Genomic DNA, 18,930 nt, shown 5'->3' on the forward strand with positions numbered 1-18,930 from the left:
ATCCCCCGTCGATATCGGCCAAGCCTTTGCAAAAGGTTGATTTCTAAAAGGGATAACGCTGGATTCACCGGATTTTTGAACGCAATCGCAAAGCTCTGCGTCGTTATCGGACGGTGTCAAAGGTCTGGTTGGAGTGACGTGTGCGCAAGCGATTGATCGCGATTTTGGTGGCGGGTTGCTCGTCCGCAGCGCTGGCCGGAGAACCCGGCTGGACCGTCAGCGAAACCAGTGGCCCGGTGCAGATCGGGCATGGCGGTTTATCGAAGATCGCGACGCGTGGTCTGTCGATCGGTGCGGGCGACACGGTGACGACTGGGCCCGGCGGCCGTGCCGTCCTCGTCCGCGGGACCGAATATATGATGGTCGCCGCCCGCTCGCAGTTGCGCCTGCCCGAAGCGGTGCAGGCCAACGGCTTTACGCAGATGGTCGAGGATTTCGGCAACGTCGTCTTCATGATCAAGAAAAAGATGACCCCGCATTTCGAGGTGAAGACGCCGTATCTCGCCGCCGTCGTCAAAGGCACGACCTTCTCGGTTGGCGTCACGTCGGCCGGGGCATCGGTCCAAGTGCTGGAAGGCGCGGTCGACGTCGCGACCAGGGATGGCGGCGCACACGACCTGTTGAAGCCCGGCTCGGTCGCGATGGTGGGCGCGGGCGACCGTTACCGGATGCGCGTCGAAGGGAATGGCGCGGCCCGGGTGATCGTCTCCCCCGCGGCCCCCGCCGCCGTCACGCCGACCGCCCCCGCAACCGCACCCGCCGCCGAAAACGGAACCGGCGCGCCGGCCGCAGCGCCGAGCGCCGCCCCGACCGTGGTAGAAACCGCGGCGGTGATCGCCGCCGCCGTCTATGAGGCGCCGGTATCGCTCGCGACCGTGACCGGCGGGCTGGTCAACGGCACGATCGGTGGCCAGACCGCGGCGACCGACCTTGCCGAATTGGCCAGCGCAACCCGGATCGCGACCGAAGGGTCGACCACGACCGTCAAGGCGGTGGAAACCGCCAACCGCGCGATCGCGGCGGAGGACGCGCGCGACCAGGCCAACGCCGCCGCGCAACGCCAACGCGACGCAACGATCGCCGCGACACAGGCCAAGGCCGATGCCGACAAGGCGGCCGTCGATGCCGCCTCTGCCGCGCAGCGCGCGGCGGAGGCTTCGGCCCGCGCCACCGCGGACAAGGCGACCAGCATGGCCGATGCGGCGTCGTCCAAGGCACTCGCCGACCAGGCCGCACGCGACGCCGCGGCAGCGGCGGACCAGGCCGCGCGTGCGGACGCCGACCGGGTCGCCAAGGCGGCGATCCAGGCGCAAGCGCAGGCGGCCGCCGCCGCCGCCGCTCGCCTGTCGGACGAGGTCACCCGCGCCGCCGCCGATCGATCGGCGCAGGACAGCGCCACTGCGGCTGCCACCGCCGCGGCCGCCGCAAGCACCCTGGCCGACGCGCAAAAGGCAGCCGACGCCGCGGTTGCGGCGGACGCCGAACGCGCCAGCAAGCAGGCCGAAAAGGCCGCGGCCCAGGCGGCATCGGACAAGGCGGCAAGCGACGCCGCCAAGGCCGCGCGCGATGCAGCGAGCGCCCCGTCCGATGCAGCGGCGCAGGCTGCGGCGGATCAGGCCGCGCGCGACGCGGCCAAGGCGGCCGACGACGCCACCAAGGCCGCCGCAGACGCCGCGCGCGCGGATTCGGACAAGGCCGCGAAGGATGCGGCGAAGGCCGTCGCCGACCAGGCCGCCGCCGCATCGAAGGCCGCGGAGCAAGCCGCCAAGGATGCCGCCGACAAGGCCGCGAGCAACGCGGCCGCCGTGGCGGCACAGGCGTCCAAGGCGGCGAACGACGCTGCCCAGGTCGCGGCCAAGGCCGCCGCCGATGCCGCACAAGCCGATGTGGACAAGGCGGCCAAGGACTCCGCGAAGGCCGCCTCGGACAAGGCCGCTGAAAAGGCTGCGAAGGACGCGGCAAAGGCCCAGCAGGACGCCGCCAAGGCCGCCAGCGATCAGGCCGCGAAGGCCGCCGATGACGGCGCCAAGGCGGCGGCCAAGGACGCCGCGAAAGCCGCCGCCGACCTTGCCAAGCAACAGGAACAAGCGGCGCAGGCCGCAAAGGCGACCGCGGATGCCGCGGCGGCTGCGGCCGCCAATGCCGCCAAGACCGTCGTCGACGCCGTCTCGCAGGCGGCGCAGGGTCTGCTCAAGGGCAATGGCAAGGGCCTTGCGCTCGGGTTGTTCAAATGACCCGGGACGACGCGGGGCGGATGCGAGCGATCTCGCCGCGTCACCCTAGACGACGTGCGGGTCGCCCCATCGATTGAGGCCGGGCCGTTCGGGATCGGGTGCCGGGCACCGTTCAGTGGGGAGAAACGCCTTCTTCTCCACCGCGCAACTGCACAGCCCGCACATCTTGCCCCCTCTGCCCGCCACGGCCTTTTGCAGGATCTGGCCCGGCTCGGCGAGGTGCGGACATCGCCGGCATGCCGCGACGCGCGCCTCCAGCGTCGGCACGTCGACCGGTCGGAACCCTACGGCGGCCCATCGCGCGATCGCCGAGCTCAGGTGCCGGATCGCGACACAGGTCGCCGGGGCGGTCCATTTGGGAAGCGCTCCGGTTACCGTCGCCATCATGGATCGTACGGCGGACGCATCGTCCCGGACGGCCATCATCCGATTCAGGAACAACGGATCGGCAGCGGCCCGTTCCACCACGGTGTCCGCAATGTCAGGAAGATCGAGGATCCGCTTCAGCGCGGCGGAAAGCATCGCCAAGTCGGACGCGCGATCTTCCTGCACGAAACCGGCCCTCAAACGTCGACCAGGATCGTTTGCTCCAGTTTCTCCTGGGTCAGACAGCCTTCGATGGCGTTGTTGAGCTGGCTGTTGATCGTGCTGCACGGAACGAACCAGGGACTGTCGGTACATTGGACCGACAGCGTCGATGCACCCGGATTATAGTTCCACGCAAAAGTAAATCCGCTGACCGTTACACTACCGCTGTTGGTGTTGATGGTCACGCCGTGCGACGCGGCCGCGCTCTTGATGCATTGCCACGCTGACGCCGTGACATTGCCATATGATAGCATTGCACACGCTGACATGATGCGATCTCCGATCCTATGATTGATGTCGATTGATTTCGACACCGTCATGAGGTCTCAAAGGCACCTTATGGTCAACACCATGGCATCAGATCGGATGCGACTGTTCTAGTTGCTGCTTCAAACGCGCCATTTGCTCGATATTGGAGCATTCCGTAGGCCGGCGAAGCGGCACCACCGCCGTGCTCTCGACGACGCCGCTCGGGCGAACGTCGTTCGGACCGTCGGCTGGCCAGCCGCCGGCCGCGAGTCGGGGTGGAAGCGCCGGAACGCTCCCACCCGTCGTCTTCAGAAGTTGGCCGTGAAACCGACGGCGATGTTGCGTCCCAGCGAGTCGTACCGCTGCGGGATGGTGTTGCTGCGCGCGAGACTGATGTTGTACGAATCCGGTACGATCGGCGGAGTCTTGTCCAGCAGGTTGTTCGCGATCAGCCGCATCGAAAGCTTCTTCGTCACCGCGAAATTGAGCGCCAGATCGAAATAGCTGATCGGTGCCACGCGATAATAGCTGGTCAGGACCCGGTCGGCGGTGCCGCCGATTGCGGGATCGCCGGAATTGTTGGCGTTGGTCAACGACCCGACGTAGCGCCAGTTGAACGACGCCGCGAAAACCTTGTCGAGCGTCGTGTAGGTCGTGCGCAGGCCGTGGCTCCACTTGGGGATCAACTGACCACAGCCATTGCCGTAATAGCCCGCGCAATTGCGCGACGGCTGCAGCGGGGAATCCTGACCACCGGCGAACGTGGTCAGCGAGCCGTTGAAGCTCCAGTCGATCTTGCCGATGGCTTTCAGGGACAGCGAATATTGCGCCTGGAAATCATAGCCGCGCGCAATCGACGTGTAATAGTTGGTCGTGCCCTGCCGGATGAAGCCGGTAGTCGGATTGGAGGCCGCCGAGGAATAGAGCGTGCCGGTGCCGGGATTGCGCACGATGCCCTGGCAGAAGAACTGGTCGCCGCCCGAGCGCAGGCAACCATCGGTATAATAGCTGTAATCATTATAACCGAGCGAGTTGTCGATCTTGATCCGATACCGGTCGACCGAGAAGACCAGGCCGCGGACGAAGCGCGGCTTGACCACGATGCCGTAGGTCTGGGTGTAGGCCGTCTCCGGCTCGGACGTGAACCCGCCCGAGCGCACCGTACAGGCGCTGGTGCCGTTCGGCGTGGTCCCGTTGGTGCAGAGCAACGTCTGGCTGCCGTACAGCGCGTCCGAGAGGCCGGTCGCGCGGCAGACGTCGCGCGAGGCGATCGGTGCGCCATAGGTGGTGCCGTTGGGACCATTGGTGACGGTGGGTGCGCAGAAATCCTGGAAGGAGCCCGAACCGCCAGAGGCAAAGTCGATGTTGGTGGCCTGGCGGATCTCGACCACGGTCGGCGCGCGCTGCGCCTTGTTGAACGACGCCCGGAAGGTCAGATCCTTGATCGGCGCATAGATGCCCTCCGCCTTCCAGGTGTTGAAGGTGCTGGAATTGCTGCTGTACTTCGAGATGCGATAGCCACCGTTGAGCTGCACCAGTTCGGCGAAGCGCTTGTGCTCGACCAGAGGGACCTGCGCCTCGATATTGCCTTCCCAGACGTCCTGGCTGAGGAAGGAATTGTTGCCGCCGAGCGCAGCGCGATAGGCACTGTCGGCGCTCGATTTCAGCGTGTCCTTGCGATACTCGGCACCGAGCGCAATCGCGACGCCCTGGTCGGCAAACGGCGATGTGATGCCATATTTGCCGAGATCACCGCTGACGTTGGCAAGGACGTCGTACAGCGTGCCGGTGGTGACCGACGTGCCGGTACCGAACAGATAGTTGATCAGCGCGGGATCGGTGTTGCCTGCGCTGAAGGCGTCGAAGGGCACGCAGGCAGGATCGCTCGTTCCGGCACAGGTCGGCGCGGCGCGCGTCCCGCCGACGTTGATCGCATTCTGCAGGTTGGTCGCGTTGACGAAGCTCGGCGTGTAATCCTGATGATTGCGGGCATAGACGCCGCCCAGATCATAGGTCCACGCGGAGCCGATCTTGCCGCGGACGCCGCCGGTCAGACGGACGCCGGTGTTGACGTACGTGTCCGGCCGGTCCGTATTCTCGCCCAGGCGATAGTTCAGGCCGATCGGGACGCTCGTGGTACCCGCGCCGCAGCCGATTGCCGTGGCCTGCGTGCCCGACAGGAACGGATTGTTGCAGTTGACCTGCACCGTTCCGCTCGCGATCGTAGGATAATTGTTATACGATTTGTCGCGGAACCAGATGCCCGAGGCGTAGAGTTCGACATGCGGCGCGACGTCGTAGCTGACGAAGCCGCCGGCATTCACCCGCTCGGACGGGCGCTGGTAGGCGTAGCCGCTGAAATAGTTGGAAGCGTTGCCGACCCCTGCGCCAAACGGCACGAAGGTGCGCGTGCCGTTTGGATTGTTGACATATTGCGCCCCTTGCGTGGCACCGGTCTGCGACGTGATCAGGCCGCTGGTCGAGCTGCTCGGCGTCAGGCCGCAGGACAGCGGACCGTTGGCCTGCAACTGGGTGATGTAGCAGCCCGAGTTCGAGCGGTCGGTCAGCCCGACTTCGTCGGTCTTGCGGTAATTGACGAAGCCGTTGATCCGCAGAGCGCCATCGAACAGCTTCTTTCCGACGGTCAGGGTAACGTCACCACGTCCACCGTCGTTGATCAGGCCGCGTGGGCTGGAGAAGCCCGCCGCGCGCGCCAGCGGCGAAACCACCGTGTCCTTGTTCTCGTGGTTGTAGAAATTGTAGTTGCCGTCGATCTGCACCCCTTCGAAGTCCTTGCGGAGAACGAAGTTGACGACACCCGCGATCGCGTCCGATCCGTAGACCGACGAGGCACCGCCGGTCAGCACGTCGACCCGCTCCAGCAACGACGGCGGGATGATGCCAACGTCCTGGCCGTTCTGCGTCCCGAGCCGCTTGCCGTCGATCAGCACCAGCGTGCGTTCGAAGCCCAGGCTGCGCAGCTTGATCCGCTGGCGGCCATCGGAATCGTTATAGGTCTGCTGGCTGTCCGGCGCGACCTGCGGGAGGCGGTTGAGCACGTCCTCGACGTTGGTCGGTGCCTGGGCCTTGATGTCCTGCGCCGTGACCGACGTGATCGGCGCGGCCGATGCCATGTTGGGACGGGTGATGCGCGTACCGGTTACCGTGATATCGCCGTCGTTTGCCGCGGGTGCCGGTCGGCCGGCGATGATGTTCGCCTTGGTTTCCGTGGCGACGCTCGGATCGGCCGCGGCATCGGGCGTACTGGTCGTGGGCGCCTGCACCGCCGCGGCCGGATCCGCCTGTTGCGCATGGGCCGGAACCGCGAAGGCGAGCGCAACGCCCATGGCGGTTACTGAAACGGAATTCTTGAACGGCATAAATTATCCCCGCCTGATGCAGACGCCCGCTTTTCGCGTGACTGCCAGATGCCATAAGGTTCCATTTAAAAAATGATTTGGTCAACACCTAAACAATACCAAATAATACCTCTTGTGGCATTTTCGCGACGTGTGGCATGATCGCATCAGTAGGATGTATCGGGGGGCGCCATGACCAGTAGACGTTCGTTGCTCGCGCTCGCCTCTGGCATGATCGGGGTGCTGCCCGCAGCCAAGGCGTTGGCGCGCACGACCGCGGCGGGTGCCGGCGGAGCGCGCGTCCTGTCGACATGGGATTTCGGCGCGGCGGCAAACGATGCCGCCTTCGCGCGGCTGTCGGCCGGCGCCTCGCTGATCGACGCGGTCGAGGCGGGCGCTATGGTCCCCGAAGCGGATCCGACAAACCATTCGGTCGGGTACGGCGGGTATCCCGACCGCGACGGCCACGTCACGCTGGATGCGGTGATCATGGACGATGCCGGCAACGTCGGTGCGGTCGCGGCGCTGGAAGATACGGTGCATGCCATTTCCGTCGCCAGGCGCGTGATGGAGCAGACGCCCCATACGATGCTGGTCGGCGAAGGCGCGACACGGTTCGCGCGGGCACAGGGCTTCCCGCAGCGTAACCTGCTCACGCCCGAGGCCGAGAAAGCGTGGCGCGACTGGCTGACGACCGCGCATTATCGCCCCGAGGCGAACAGCGAGAACCGCCGCGCGCGGACGCCGGGGGGCGCGCTCGACCATGACACGATCGGCCTGCTCGCCCGCAATCCCGACGGTCGTCTCGCCGGCGCCTGCACGACATCCGGCATGGCGTTCAAGATGCGCGGTCGCGTCGGGGATTCGCCGCAGGTCGGCAGCGGGCTGTATGTCGAGGCTGGCGTCGGTGCGGCGACCTCGACCGGGCTCGGCGAGGAAGTGACGCGGATCGCCGGAACCGCGCGCGTCGTCGCGTCGATGCGCTCCGGGAAATCGGCCCAGGCCGCGTGCGAGGAAGTGGTCAAGCACATCGCCAGCTTGCGCGGCAACGCCATTCGCGGCGTGCAGGTCGGGTTTCTCGCGCTGGATCCGCGCGGTAACGTCGGAGCATTCTGCCTGCTCCCGGGATTTACCTACGCGGTCACGGACATGGCGGGACGGACCACGATTCACAAGGGAACGTCGCTATTCCAGGCGTAGCCGCAGGCTCGCGGCGCCGCCCGGGCGCCACGCTGGAAGTCTGCGTCGAGACGATCGCGGGACTGCAGGCGGCGGCAGAAGGCGGCGCGGACCGGATCGAATTATGTGCCGCGCTGTCGGTTGGCGGCCTGACGCCGCCGGGATCGCTGATCCGGGCGGCCGCCACGGCGCCACTGCCGGTGCACCTGCTGGCCCGCCCCCGCGCCGGGGGCTTCCAATACGACGGCGCCGAACAGGCGCTGATCGCAGACGACGTGCGCGCCGCCGCGGAAGCGGGCCTCGCCGGGGTCGTGATCGGTGCCAGCACGCCGCAGCGAACGCTCGACGCCCCCGTGCTCGCGCGGCTGATCGAACACGCCAGGGCGCTGGGCAATGCGCGGGGCGAGCGCGTGGCGGTGACCCTGCACCGCGCCTTCGATCTCGTCCCGGACCCGCGTGGCGCGCTCGAGCTGGCGATCGCATTGGGCTTCGACCGGATCCTGACCTCCGGTGGGATGCCCCGCGCGATCGAGGGCGTGGCGACCTTGGCAGCGTTGCATGCCCAGGCCGCCGGAAGGATCACCATCCTGGCGGGAAGCGGGATCAACAGCGAGACCGCCCCTGCCATCCTCGCCGCCGGGATCGGCGAACTCCACGCCTCATGCCGAACCGTTCGCCGCGGTGCGGACGACACGCCGGAACGCCGCTTCGGGTTTGTCACCGCGGACAGCGGCGAAACCGATGCCGATCGCGTCGCGGAACTCGCTCGCCTCATCCATTTCCTTGCTTGAGCAGTACCAATATATAACCTACGCTCAGAGCGAATTGAACGGACGGGCCATGTACGACACCAATCCTGATGCAGCGACCGCCCCCGGGGCACCCACGCTCATGTTCCAGGAAGCCGCGGAAGCCAGCGCCGCGGTCGAGCGGATGCTTGCCGCGAACGGCCCGGCGTTCGTCCGCCTCGGCAAACTGCTGCGCGATGCGCCGCCGTCGGTCGTGGTCACTTGCGCCCGGGGGTCGTCCGACCACGCCGCAACCTACGCGAAATATCTGATCGAAACGCGGATCGGCATTCTCGTCGCCTCCGCCGCGCCATCGGTCGCGTCGGTCTATGCGGCACCGGCGGCGCCGGGGAACGCCTTGTGCATCGCGATCTCGCAGAGCGGCCGCAGCCCGGACCTGCTTGCCACGGTCACTGCGCAAAAGGCTGCCGGGGCGCACGTCGTCGCGATGGTCAACGACACGACGTCCCCGCTCGCCGGGATGGCGGACACGCTGATCGCACTGTCGGCCGGCACCGAGCGATCGGTGGCCGCGACCAAGTCGTACATCACGTCGCTGGCCGCGATCGCCGCGCTGGTCGCCGAATGGTCGCTCGACGAGTCGCTTGCCGATGCCGTCATCGCGCTGCCCAAGTTGCTCGACCGGGCCTGGGGGTTCGACTGGCAACCGGTCGGGGACACGCTGCAGGATGCGACCAACCTGTTCGTCATCGGACGCGGCCTGAGCCTGGCGGTGGCGCAGGAGGCAGCGCTCAAGCTCAAGGAAACCTGCGGCCTCCATGCCGAGGCGTTCAGTTCGGCCGAAGTGCGGCACGGACCGATGGCGATCGTCGGCCCGGGCTTTCCGATCATCGCGTTCGCGACGTCCGATGCCGTCGGGGATGACGTTCGCGCTGTCGCGGCGGAATTCGCCGGTCGTGGCGCCAAGGCGTGCCTTGCCGATGCCCGCGCCGACGGTTCGACGCAGACCGCGACGGCCGTTCCCGCCGCCAGGGCCGATCCGGCGATCGAGCCGATCCTGATGATCCAGAGCTTCTACCGAATGGCAGATGCCCTTTCCCGTGCGCGCGGCTATGATCCCGACGCGCCGAGCCATCTCAGCAAGGTAACCCGGACGCTATGACTTCGTACAGTTTCGTGAACGGCCATATCGTCACCGCGGGCGGAGTCCGCGATGCGGTGACGATCGACGTCGAGAACGGCGTGATCGTTGGCCTGCGCGACGGTGCGGCGGCCGGCGCGACCGATCTCGATGGCGGGTGGATGATGCCCGGGTTCATCGACACGCAGGTCAATGGCGGGGGCGGCGTGCTGTTCAACGATGCGCTGACCGTCGCAGGCATTGCGGCGATCGGCGATGCGCATCGCCCCTATGGAACCACCGCCTATCTGCCCACGCTGATCAGCGATTCGACCGATGCGATCGCGCAGGCGCTCGACGCGACCGACGCGGCAATCGCGGCGGGCGTCCCCGGAGTCGTCGGCGCGCATATCGAAGGCCCGGTGATCAACGTGACGCGCAAGGGCATCCACGACCCGAAACACTTCGGGACGCTCGACGACCGGCTGATGGACGTGTTGCTCAGGCCGCGCCGTGGCCGCGTCATGGTCACGCTCGCGCCGGAGATCGCGCCGCTCGACCGGATCACCGCCCTGGCGCGTGCGGGCGTGCGCGTCAGTCTCGGCCACAGCGATGCGACCCATGCGCAGGCGCGGGACGGCTTTGCCGCGGGGATCACCGGGGTGACGCATCTGTTCAACGCGATGTCGCCGCTGGTGCATCGCGCGCCGGGCGTGGTGGGCGCGGCGCTGGATGACCAGCAGGTGTATTGCGGACTGATCGCGGATGGCTTCCATGCCGACGATGCGGTGCTCCGCGTCGCGCTGCGGGCGCGTCCGCTCGACCGGATGATGCTGGTGTCCGACGCGATGCCATGCGTGAATGCGCAGGTGAAGGACTTCGTCCTGCAGGGTCGCGCGATTCACGTCGAGGGCGGGCGCTGCGTCGGGGCCGACGGGACGCTGGCTGGATCGGATCTCGACATGGCGCGCGCGGTGCGCAACACCGTCTTGAACCTTGGCGTAGCGCCGGAACAGGCAGCGGCCATGGCGGCGACCAACCCGGCTGCGTTCCTCGGGCTGTCGGCGGTACGGGGCAGCCTTGCGCCCGGCCAGCGCGCGGATTGGGTCATCCTCGACACGGGGTTCCAGCCGCATACCACGACGATTGGCGGCGCGGTTGCCGCAACCGCCCGCCGCGACATCGTTCCAGCCTGATAACGGCGCGTGCCGCCTGCGGCACGCTCCCCCCCCCCCGATCGAGGAGACACCATGGCGCCGATCATCCTGTCAGCACCTTTGGAAGGTTGGGTCACCCCGCTCGAAGCGGTGCCCGATCCGGTGTTCGCGGGACGGATGCTCGGCGACGGTATTGCGATCGATCCGACCGGGGACACGCTGCACGCGCCATGCGCCGGGCGCATCGTCGGCCTTCAGTCGACCGGGCATGCGATCACGATCGAGGCGGAAAACGGCGCCCAGATCCTGATGCATCTCGGGATCGACACGGTCGCGCTGGACGGGCGAGGCTTCACCCCGCTGGTCGCGATCGGGGATGAGGTTGCTTCGGGGGATCCGCTGATCCGGTTCGACCTCGACCTGCTGGTCCAGTCGGCGCGGGCGGTCATCACGCCGATCCTGCTGACCGAGACCGGCGGGACCGTCGTGTCCGATATCGCCGCGCCGGGACCGATCGCGGTGGGTGCCGCGCTGATGACGCTGCAACCGACGGCGACATCCGCCGGGGCACCGCAGGAACCGCACGATGCGAGCGGCATCAGCGCGACGCGGACGCTCCGGATCGACCTGCCGCATGGCTTGCACGCCCGTCCCGCCGCGCGCATCGCCGCGCTGGCGCGCGAGCGCGATGCCACGGTGACGATCGCCAAGGGGGATCGCTCGGCCTCCGCGCGCAGCCCGACCGGGATGCTTGGTCTCGGCATCGCGTTCGGTGACGAGATCACGTTGAGCGCGCACGGGGACGATGCCGACCAGGCGCTGGACGCCCTCGTCGCGCTGATCGCCGGCGGCATGGGAGAAGCGCCAGCGACACCAGCGATCCCCTCCCCTTCTCTGCCCCCGTCGCCGGTCCCCGACGATCTGGCGCCCGGCACGATCGGCGGCGTCTGCGCGGCCCCCGGGCTCGCGGTCGGGCCGGTCCGCCAGCACCGGACCGCCGATATCGAGGTTCCTGTACATGGGCGCGGCATCGCTGTGGAAACCCAGGCCTTCGACGACGCGCATAGCCAGCTGGTGCAGGACGTCGCGCGCCAGGCGCTCGCAGCGCGGGGGCCGGCGCAGGCCATCCTTCAGGCGCATGCGGCGCTGCTCGACGATCCGGAACTGCGCGAAGCGACCAATGCGGGTATCGCGCGCGGCGAAAGCGCAGGCCATGCGTGGCGCATGGCGATCCGGCAGCAGGCGGACATCCTCCGCACGGGCGGCAACGCCCGGCTGGCCGAGCGGGCGGACGACCTGCTGGACCTGGAACGACGCCTGCTGGCGCTGCTCGTTGGCGCAGCCCCGACCGCCGACCTTTATGCCGTCGGCACGATCCTGATCGCGGACGATCTGTTGCCGTCCGATCTGATCGCCATTCCGGAAGGGCTGGCGGCCTTGTGCATCGCCCGTGGCGGACCGACGTCGCACGTCGCCATCCTCGCGGCGTCGATGGGCCTGCCGACGCTGGTCGCTGCCGGTGCCGCCGTCCTCGACATCGCCGAGGGCACGCGGATCATCGTCGACGCGAACAAGGGCCGGCTACTGTCGCATCCGACCGCCGACGAGATTGCCGTGGCCGAAGCGCAACAGGCCGCGACCGCGCGCAGGCGCGCCGATGCGCTCGCCACGGCGGCGGCAGCGTGCCACACCGCCGACGGCACGCGGATCGAGGTGTTCGCCAATCTGGGCGCGGCATCCGAAGCCGCACCGGCAGTGGCCAATGGCGCCGAAGGCTGCGGCCTGCTCCGCACCGAATTCCTGTTCCTGGACCGCGACACCGCCCCCAGCGTCGCCGAGCAACATCGAGATTATCAGGCCATCGCCGACGGGCTCGCAGGACGCCCGCTGATCGTCCGGCTGCTCGACATCGGGGGCGACAAGCCGGCCCCATATCTGACGATGGCGGCCGAGGAAAACCCGGCGCTGGGCTTGCGCGGCATTCGCGTCGGGCTGGCGCATCCGGCATTGCTGGAGGATCAGTTGCGCGCGATCCTGCAGGTGCAGCCGATCGGCCAGTGCCGCATCATGCTGCCGATGGTCGCGCGGGTCGAGGAACTGCGCGACGTTCGGCGCGTGCTGGACCGGCTGAGCGCCGAGATGGAGATCGCGACGCCGATCGCGCTCGGCATCATGGTCGAGACGCCCGCCGCCGCGGTCACTGCCGACACGCTCGCGCGCGAGGCGGATTTCCTGTCGATCGGCACCAACGACCTGACGCAATATACGCTCGCGATGGACCGCGCGAACCCCGCAGTCGCCAGCGCGCTCGACGGATTGCACCCGGCGGTGCTGCGCCTGATCGCGCAGACCTGTCGTGGCGGTGCGACGCATGGGCGATGGACGGGGGTGTGCGGCAGCCTCGCTTCCGATCCGCTCGCGGTGCCGATCCTGCTTGGGCTTGGCGTGACCGAACTCTCCGCCGCGCCCGCAATGGTCCCGACGATCAAGGCGCGCGTGCGCGAAATATCTCTCGAGGCCTGCCGCGCGCATGCACAGGCGGTCCTCGCCTGTGCCTCCGCGCCGGAAGTCCGCACGCTCGCCCGACGCTTTGCCTCCGAGGAGACCCCGGCATGAAACCGAACCTTGGCGGACTGCAATCGCTCGGTCGCGCGCTGATGCTGCCGATCGCGGTCCTGCCGATCGCCGGGCTGCTGCTCCGCCTGGGCCAGCCCGACCTGCTCGGCATCCCGTTCATGGGCGCGGCGGGCCAGGCGATCTTCGACCATCTCGGTCTGCTCTTCGCGCTCGGCGTCGCGACCGGTTTCGCGCGCGATGGCAATGGCGCGGCGTGCCTCGCCGGTGTCACCTGTTTCCTGGTGACGACCGAGGCGGGCAAGACCCTGCTGGTGGTGCCGCCGTCAGAACTCGCCGGCTTCACCGGACCCGCGGTCGATCTCGCGACCGCAGCGTGGAAGGCGAAGGTCATGGCCCGCCTCGACGTACCGATCGGCATCCTGTCGGGACTGGTCGGCGGGCTGTTCTACAACCGCTTCTCGGCAATGAAACTGCCCGAATATCTGGCGTTTTTCGGCGGCCGGCGGTTCGTGCCGATCATCAGCGGGCTGGCCGGACTGGTGCTCGCCGCCGTCGTCGGTTTCGCGTTTCACGGGATCAGCGCGGCGATCGACGCGATCAGCCTTGCGGCGACCGGCGCCGGCGCCCCCGGCGTGTTCGTCTTCGGCCTGTTGAACCGCCTGCTGCTCGTCACTGGACTGCATCACCTGCTCAACAACATCGCGTGGTTCGTGGTGGGCGACTTCCACGGCACGACCGGCGATCTGCGCCGCTTCTTCGCGGGCGACCCGAGCGCGGGCAGCTTTATGGCGGGGTTCTTCCCGGTGATGATGTTCGGCCTGCCGGCGGCGTGCCTCGCCATGTACCATGCGGCGCGGGCCGATCGGCGCAAGGCGGTCGGCGGGATGCTGTTTAGCCTCGCCCTGACGTCGATGCTGACCGGCGTGACCGAGCCGATCGAATTCAGCTTCATGTTTCTCGCGCCCGTGCTGTTCGTGATCCATGCGGTGCTGACCGGATTGTCGATGGCGATCATGGACCTGCTCGGGGTCAAGATGGGGTTCGGCTTTTCGGCGGGGCTGTTCGATTATGTGCTGAACTTCGGCAAGGCGACCCGCCCGCTGATGCTGCTGCCGATCGGCGCGATCTATTTTGCGCTCTATTACGGCCTGTTCCGGTTCTTCATCCAGCGGTTCGACTTGCCGACTCCCGGCCGCGAACCACTGTCCGAAACGCTGGTCGCGGTGGCGCCCGTCGCGCCGGGCGGGCGGGGGCAGGCCTTCGCCCAGGCGCTCGGCGGCGCGGGCAATCTTGCATCGGTCGGGGCGTGTACGACGCGGCTACGATTGGTGGTACGCGACCAGGCGCTGGTCGATGACGGGGCGTTGAAGGCGCTTGGCGCGCGCGGCATGATCCGTCCTTCGGCGACCGCGCTACAGGTCGTGCTGGGGCCGGTTGCGGACATCGTTGCGGTCGAGATCCGCGATGCGCTCGCCGCCGGAATTCCGGAGTCCCCCGCCGCGCCGCGCGTCGAGGCTCCGGCCGCAGTCGCGGATCTGGCGCTGGCCATACCGCTCGTCGCGGCGCTCGGCGGGGCCGCCAATATCACGGGCAGCACGCGCCATCACGGCCGCTTGAGGATCGCGCTGCGCGATGCCGCGGTGGCCGACGATGCGGCGCTCGGGGCGTTGCAGTTGCACGGGGTGGCGCGCCCCAGCCAGAACGTGCTGCATTTGCTGGGTGATGACGAACTGCTGGGACGCCTGGCGAACGGCTGAGGCTGGCCGGGCCGCCATCGAACGAGCGCGCCGGCGACCTAGGGTGCGGAGCGGCAGGCTCCTGCGCCTTCGGCCCATCGAGACCGGCCGCAGGTGACCGCGGCTGCGCTACGCCGCCGAAAGCGTCACCGGGCCGACGATGCCCGAGGCGGCATGACTGTCCGCCTCGAGGATCAGGACGATCTGTCGCGCCCCCGCGCCCGGGGCGATCCGCGCGTCGATCGGTGCCGCCGCAACGTCCGCCTTGGTCGCGATGCGCTGGCCGTCGACCCATAGTTCCCCGCGCCCGACGACGGACGCGAAGTGAACCCGCCCCCCGCCCGCGCCGAACGCGCGCCACGGGACGATCGCGGTCCGATAGATCCGCCACCGCCCCCCATCACCGCCGCCGCCGTCCCCGCCGGGTGTTGCCGTTCCGCTGGCGACGAACGCCCAGCTGTTATTGTCGCCGTCGCGTGGCGCGAGGTCGGGCGAGGGCCGTGCGTCGAACGGCATCGATCGCCGCCACTGCGCGATCCGTTGCTGCGGCGCGGTGACCGCCACCTGCGCGGGTGCCGCGATGCCAAGCCGATCGATCGTGATCCGGGCCGGCGCAAGCCCGGGGGACCGCGCCTCGATCACGATGCGTCCCTTGCCGGTGTCCGCCCGGACGATCGCCTGCGCCAGACCGTTGAACAGCGAACGGGCGCCCGCGTCCGCGGCCGACTGTTCGGGTTCGTGACAATTGGGATCGCCATTGCCCAGACCGATGATCGCCGCGCCGGACACCGCGAAACGCACCGGCAGGTTGGCGGTCGGGACATGCCGCCCGCGCGCGTCGATCGCGTCGACCGAAACCGGCTGCGTATCCTCGCCGTCCCCCGCCATCATGCTGCGCGCCGGGGTCAGCCGCAGCGCGACGGGTGCGCCCGTCGTTTCCTGGACGGCGCTGGCCACCGTCCGCCCGCCGCGCGTCGCCACCACTTCGATCCGCCCGGCGACATAGGGAACGCTCCAGCTGTTCCCCATCATCCGGTCGACCGGTTGCGTGCCGAGGACGCGACCGTTCAGGCGAAGCGTGACCTGCTCGACATTGCTCATCACGAAGACGACGATCGGTTGCCCCTCACGTCCCGGCCACGTCCAATGCGGTGCCAGGCTGACGACCGGAGCGTCGTCGACCCAATGCGCGCGATGGATGTCGAATGCGGTCTTGGGGAATCCACACAGGTCGAGAATACCGAAAAAGCTGGAGATGGTCGGCCAGGCATACGGCGTCGGTTCGCCATGATAGTCGAAGCCGGTCCAGACGAACCCGCCCGCGACGAAGGCACGGTCCGCGATCTTCTTCCACGTCGAGCGATGCGTGTCGCCCCAGCTCGTGACCTCGACGTCGTAGGACGAGGCGATATGCCGCGCCGGGTCTCCGCTGAAGGCGCCGCGCGTCTCATACGCGCTGGTATCCTCCGAACTGGTCATCGCGCGGGCCGGGAACATCGCGTGGAAGCGGTCGTAATCGTTCTGATAATAATTGAACCCGGTGACATCGACGACGTTCGCGACCGTGACCGGATCGAAGAACGACCCGTTGAGCGCGGCAGTCACGGGGCGGCTGTCATCGAGCGCGCGCACCGCATGCGCCATCCGGCGCACCATCTCGACCCCCGCCTCGGTCGCCTGCATCGGTTCCTCGTTGAACACCGACCACAGGATGACGGAAGGGTGATTGCGATCGCGCCGCACCAGCCATTCGAGCTGCGCCAGATAATCGGGCGCGGGGTTGAACTGGCGGTTCTCGTCCATCACGACGAACCCCATGCGGTCCGCCAGATCGAGCAGTTCGGGCGCGGGCGCGCCGTGCGAGCAGCGGATCGCATTGCATCCCATCGCCTTCAGCCGCTCGAGTCGCCAGCGCAGCAACGCATCCGGCACTGCCACGCCCACGCCGGCATGATCCTGATGCAGGCAGACGCCTTTGATCTTCACGTGACGTTCGTTGAGGAAAAACCCCTGGGCCGGATCGAACCGGATCGTCCGAAACCCGATCGCCACGCGGCGTTCGTCGACCACCGCGCCGTCGCGGCGCACGCGGGCGACGAGCGTGTATAGCTTGCTCTGCTCGATCGACCAGAGATCGGGGGACGGGACGTCCAGCGTCAGCGTCGCGACCGAGTCCTCGAGCGCGCCGACCACTGCGGACACCGCGGCACGAGCGATCGTATGCCCCACCGCATCCAGCAGCATTGCCTCGACCGTGACCGTCGCCGGCGCATGGTCCACGCTGGTGAGCGTGGCCACGACCGGCACGTGCCAGCGCCCGTCACCATCGCGGCGCGGGTCGGCATGCAGGCCATCGCTCGCAATCGCGACCGCGGCGCGACGGACGAGCCAGGCATGGCGATAGATCCCCGCGCCTTCATACCACCAGCCCTCCATCGCCTGCGCATCGACCCGCACCGCGATGACATTCTCCGCATCGCCAAAGCGCGCGAAAGGGGTCAGGTCGACCACGACGCCGGTGTAGCCCGACCAGCTATGCGCCGCGACGCTGCCATTGACCCAGATCGTCGCATTGGTTGCGATCCCGTCGAACTGCAGCTCGATCTTCTTGCCGCGATCCGCCGGATCCAGACGCAGCGTCCGCCGGTACCAGCCGATCCCGCGCGGCCGATACCCTTGAGAGATATTGGCGGTTTCGACGAACGGTTGTGCTGCAGCCCAGTCGTGCGGAAGGCGCACCGGCAGCCAGTCGGAATCGTCGAACGCCATCGCAGCGGCACCCTGCGCGTTGCCGGCCTTGACGCTGAGATAGGTCTGTTCGTGGTTCGCGGGCGCCACCGCGACGACGTCGCCCTCATGGAACTGCCATCCGCGCTCCAGTCGAACCCGCGCCGGATCGGACTCCGGCAGAACCGGGGGGAGCGCATGGGTCGGACGCGGCATCGGGAGTCCGCCCGCGTCGCCGGAGACGACAGGCCCGGGAAGCCGCGCCAGGCTGCCGCTCGCCACCCCCGCGGCGCTGGCGGCGGAGGCAAGCAGAAGCTGGCGACGGTTCATGACCCTATTCCTTTGGAACGGCGTCGACGGCAACGCTCAGAGATCGGATAGCTCCGCGACGAAATCATAAGCGTCGCCGCGATAATAGGACCGCGTGAACTCGGCCGCGCGGCCGTCCTTGAGGAACCCGCGTCGCTCGATCAGCAGCCCGGGATGGCCGGCATCGACGCCCAGCATCCGCGCATGTTCCGCCCCGAACGGGATTGCACGCAGCCGCTGCAACGCGCGCACCGGGCGACTCCCGGCCTTGTCGAGCGCGGTGTAGAGCGATTCCTCGACCGCACCGATCGTTGGCAGGCAATAGCCGGCGATGGTCGAGAATTCGAGCGCCATCGGCTGCTCGTCGGCAAAGCGGATGCGATGGAAACGATAGACCGGCGTACCCGGGGAAAGACCCAGCGACATCGCTTCCTCGGGATCGACCGTCCCCGTCGTGCGGCTGATCCAGCTGCTCGACGCGGTCTTGCCGCGCGCCGCCATGTCCTCGGAAAAGGACGACAGCTTCGAGAAACTCTTCTCGACGCGCCCGGTGACGAACGTGCCCGCTCCCCGCCGCCGCGTCAGCAAGCCTTCCTCGACCAGCCCGCCGATCGCCTTGCGCACGGTGATGCGCGAAACGTCATAGTCGGCCGCAAGGTCGCGTTCGGCCGGAATCGCATCCCCCTGTGCCAGCAGGTCCTGCCCGATCGCGTCGCGGATCAACTGCTGGAGCTGCAGATACAATGGGGCGGGATTGCCCTCCCTGAACGTGCCGATCTGATGCGTAAATGCCAATGCCCATCCCCCTGGCGAGCATGCGATGCCTCTCCTCGCCCGCATGTCCCTCTTGCCGGGCAGCCTAGTCAATGTCCCGGAGGTGATCAATCGGGATAGTCCCTCCTCAGATTGGTATTCTCGCCATTGTGGAACCTGGCGATTGCAACAC

The 18,930-nt window shown here is 68.0% G+C and carries 12 protein-coding genes; 7 read left to right on the top strand and 5 right to left on the bottom strand.

Annotation, left to right across the window (positions count from 1 at the left end; genetic code table 11):
• Window positions 1-140 precede the first annotated feature (140 nt).
• Window positions 141-2,234, top strand: a complete 2,094-nt coding sequence (locus L8G49_RS04515; protein ID WP_242182737.1) for a FecR family protein — start codon at window positions 141-143, stop codon at window positions 2,232-2,234.
• 45 nt (window positions 2,235-2,279) lie between these two features.
• On the opposite strand, the gene L8G49_RS04520 is transcribed toward L8G49_RS04515, so the two are convergent.
• The 3 genes from L8G49_RS04520 to L8G49_RS04530 form a co-directional block, all read right to left on the bottom strand.
• On the bottom strand, window positions 2,280-2,762 hold the full coding sequence (locus L8G49_RS04520) for a hypothetical protein (protein WP_242182739.1): 483 nt from the start codon (window positions 2,760-2,762) through the stop codon (window positions 2,280-2,282).
• A gap of 35 nt (window positions 2,763-2,797) precedes the next feature.
• A complete protein-coding gene (locus L8G49_RS04525) occupies window positions 2,798-3,091 on the bottom strand; it encodes a hypothetical protein (RefSeq protein WP_242182741.1) in 294 nt (97 codons plus the stop codon).
• Between the two features lie 288 nt (window positions 3,092-3,379).
• Window positions 3,380-6,451 carry a TonB-dependent receptor gene (locus tag L8G49_RS04530; protein ID WP_242182743.1) on the bottom strand — a complete coding sequence of 1,024 codons (3,072 nt, stop codon included), beginning with the start codon at window positions 6,449-6,451 and terminating at the stop codon, window positions 3,380-3,382.
• 171 nt (window positions 6,452-6,622) lie between these two features.
• Between L8G49_RS04530 and L8G49_RS04535 the strand changes: the two genes are divergently transcribed.
• The 6 genes from L8G49_RS04535 to nagE are packed head-to-tail and all read left to right on the top strand — an operon-like array spanning window position 6,623 to window position 14,969.
• Window positions 6,623-7,630 (top strand): N(4)-(beta-N-acetylglucosaminyl)-L-asparaginase, encoded by a 1,008-nt coding sequence (locus tag L8G49_RS04535; protein WP_242182744.1) that lies wholly within the window; start codon window positions 6,623-6,625, stop codon window positions 7,628-7,630.
• 32 nt (window positions 7,631-7,662) lie between these two features.
• A complete protein-coding gene (locus tag L8G49_RS04540; RefSeq protein WP_277923101.1) occupies window positions 7,663-8,400 on the top strand; it encodes a copper homeostasis protein CutC in 738 nt (245 codons plus the stop codon).
• Between the two features lie 49 nt (window positions 8,401-8,449).
• The gene (locus L8G49_RS04545; protein WP_242182746.1) at window positions 8,450-9,520 is read left to right on the top strand and encodes an SIS domain-containing protein; all 1,071 of its coding nucleotides are present in this window, start codon (window positions 8,450-8,452) and stop codon (window positions 9,518-9,520) included.
• A complete protein-coding gene (nagA, locus tag L8G49_RS04550) occupies window positions 9,517-10,674 on the top strand; it encodes an N-acetylglucosamine-6-phosphate deacetylase (RefSeq protein ID WP_242182748.1) in 1,158 nt (385 codons plus the stop codon). Before L8G49_RS04545 ends, nagA begins: the two co-directional genes overlap by 4 nt.
• A gap of 54 nt (window positions 10,675-10,728) precedes the next feature.
• Entirely contained in the window at window positions 10,729-13,251 is a 2,523-nt protein-coding gene (gene ptsP / locus L8G49_RS04555; RefSeq protein ID WP_242182750.1) for a phosphoenolpyruvate--protein phosphotransferase, read from the top strand.
• Window positions 13,248-14,969 (top strand): N-acetylglucosamine-specific PTS transporter subunit IIBC, encoded by a 1,722-nt coding sequence (nagE, locus tag L8G49_RS04560; RefSeq protein WP_242182752.1) that lies wholly within the window; start codon window positions 13,248-13,250, stop codon window positions 14,967-14,969. The genes ptsP and nagE overlap by 4 nt, the downstream gene beginning before the upstream one ends.
• Window positions 14,970-15,077: 108 nt before the next feature.
• On the opposite strand, the gene galA is transcribed toward nagE, so the two are convergent.
• Window positions 15,078-18,005 (bottom strand): beta-galactosidase GalA, encoded by a 2,928-nt coding sequence (galA, locus tag L8G49_RS04565; RefSeq protein ID WP_242182754.1) that lies wholly within the window; start codon window positions 18,003-18,005, stop codon window positions 15,078-15,080.
• Between the two features lie 36 nt (window positions 18,006-18,041).
• Window positions 18,042-18,779, bottom strand: coding sequence for a GntR family transcriptional regulator (locus L8G49_RS04570; protein ID WP_242182756.1), 738 nt, complete (start codon window positions 18,777-18,779; stop codon window positions 18,042-18,044).
• Window positions 18,780-18,930 lie beyond the last annotated feature (151 nt).

Origin of the sequence: Sphingomonas sp. CARO-RG-8B-R24-01 (assembly GCF_022662295.1) — a bacterium.
Lineage (GTDB): Bacteria > Pseudomonadota > Alphaproteobacteria > Sphingomonadales > Sphingomonadaceae > Sphingomonas.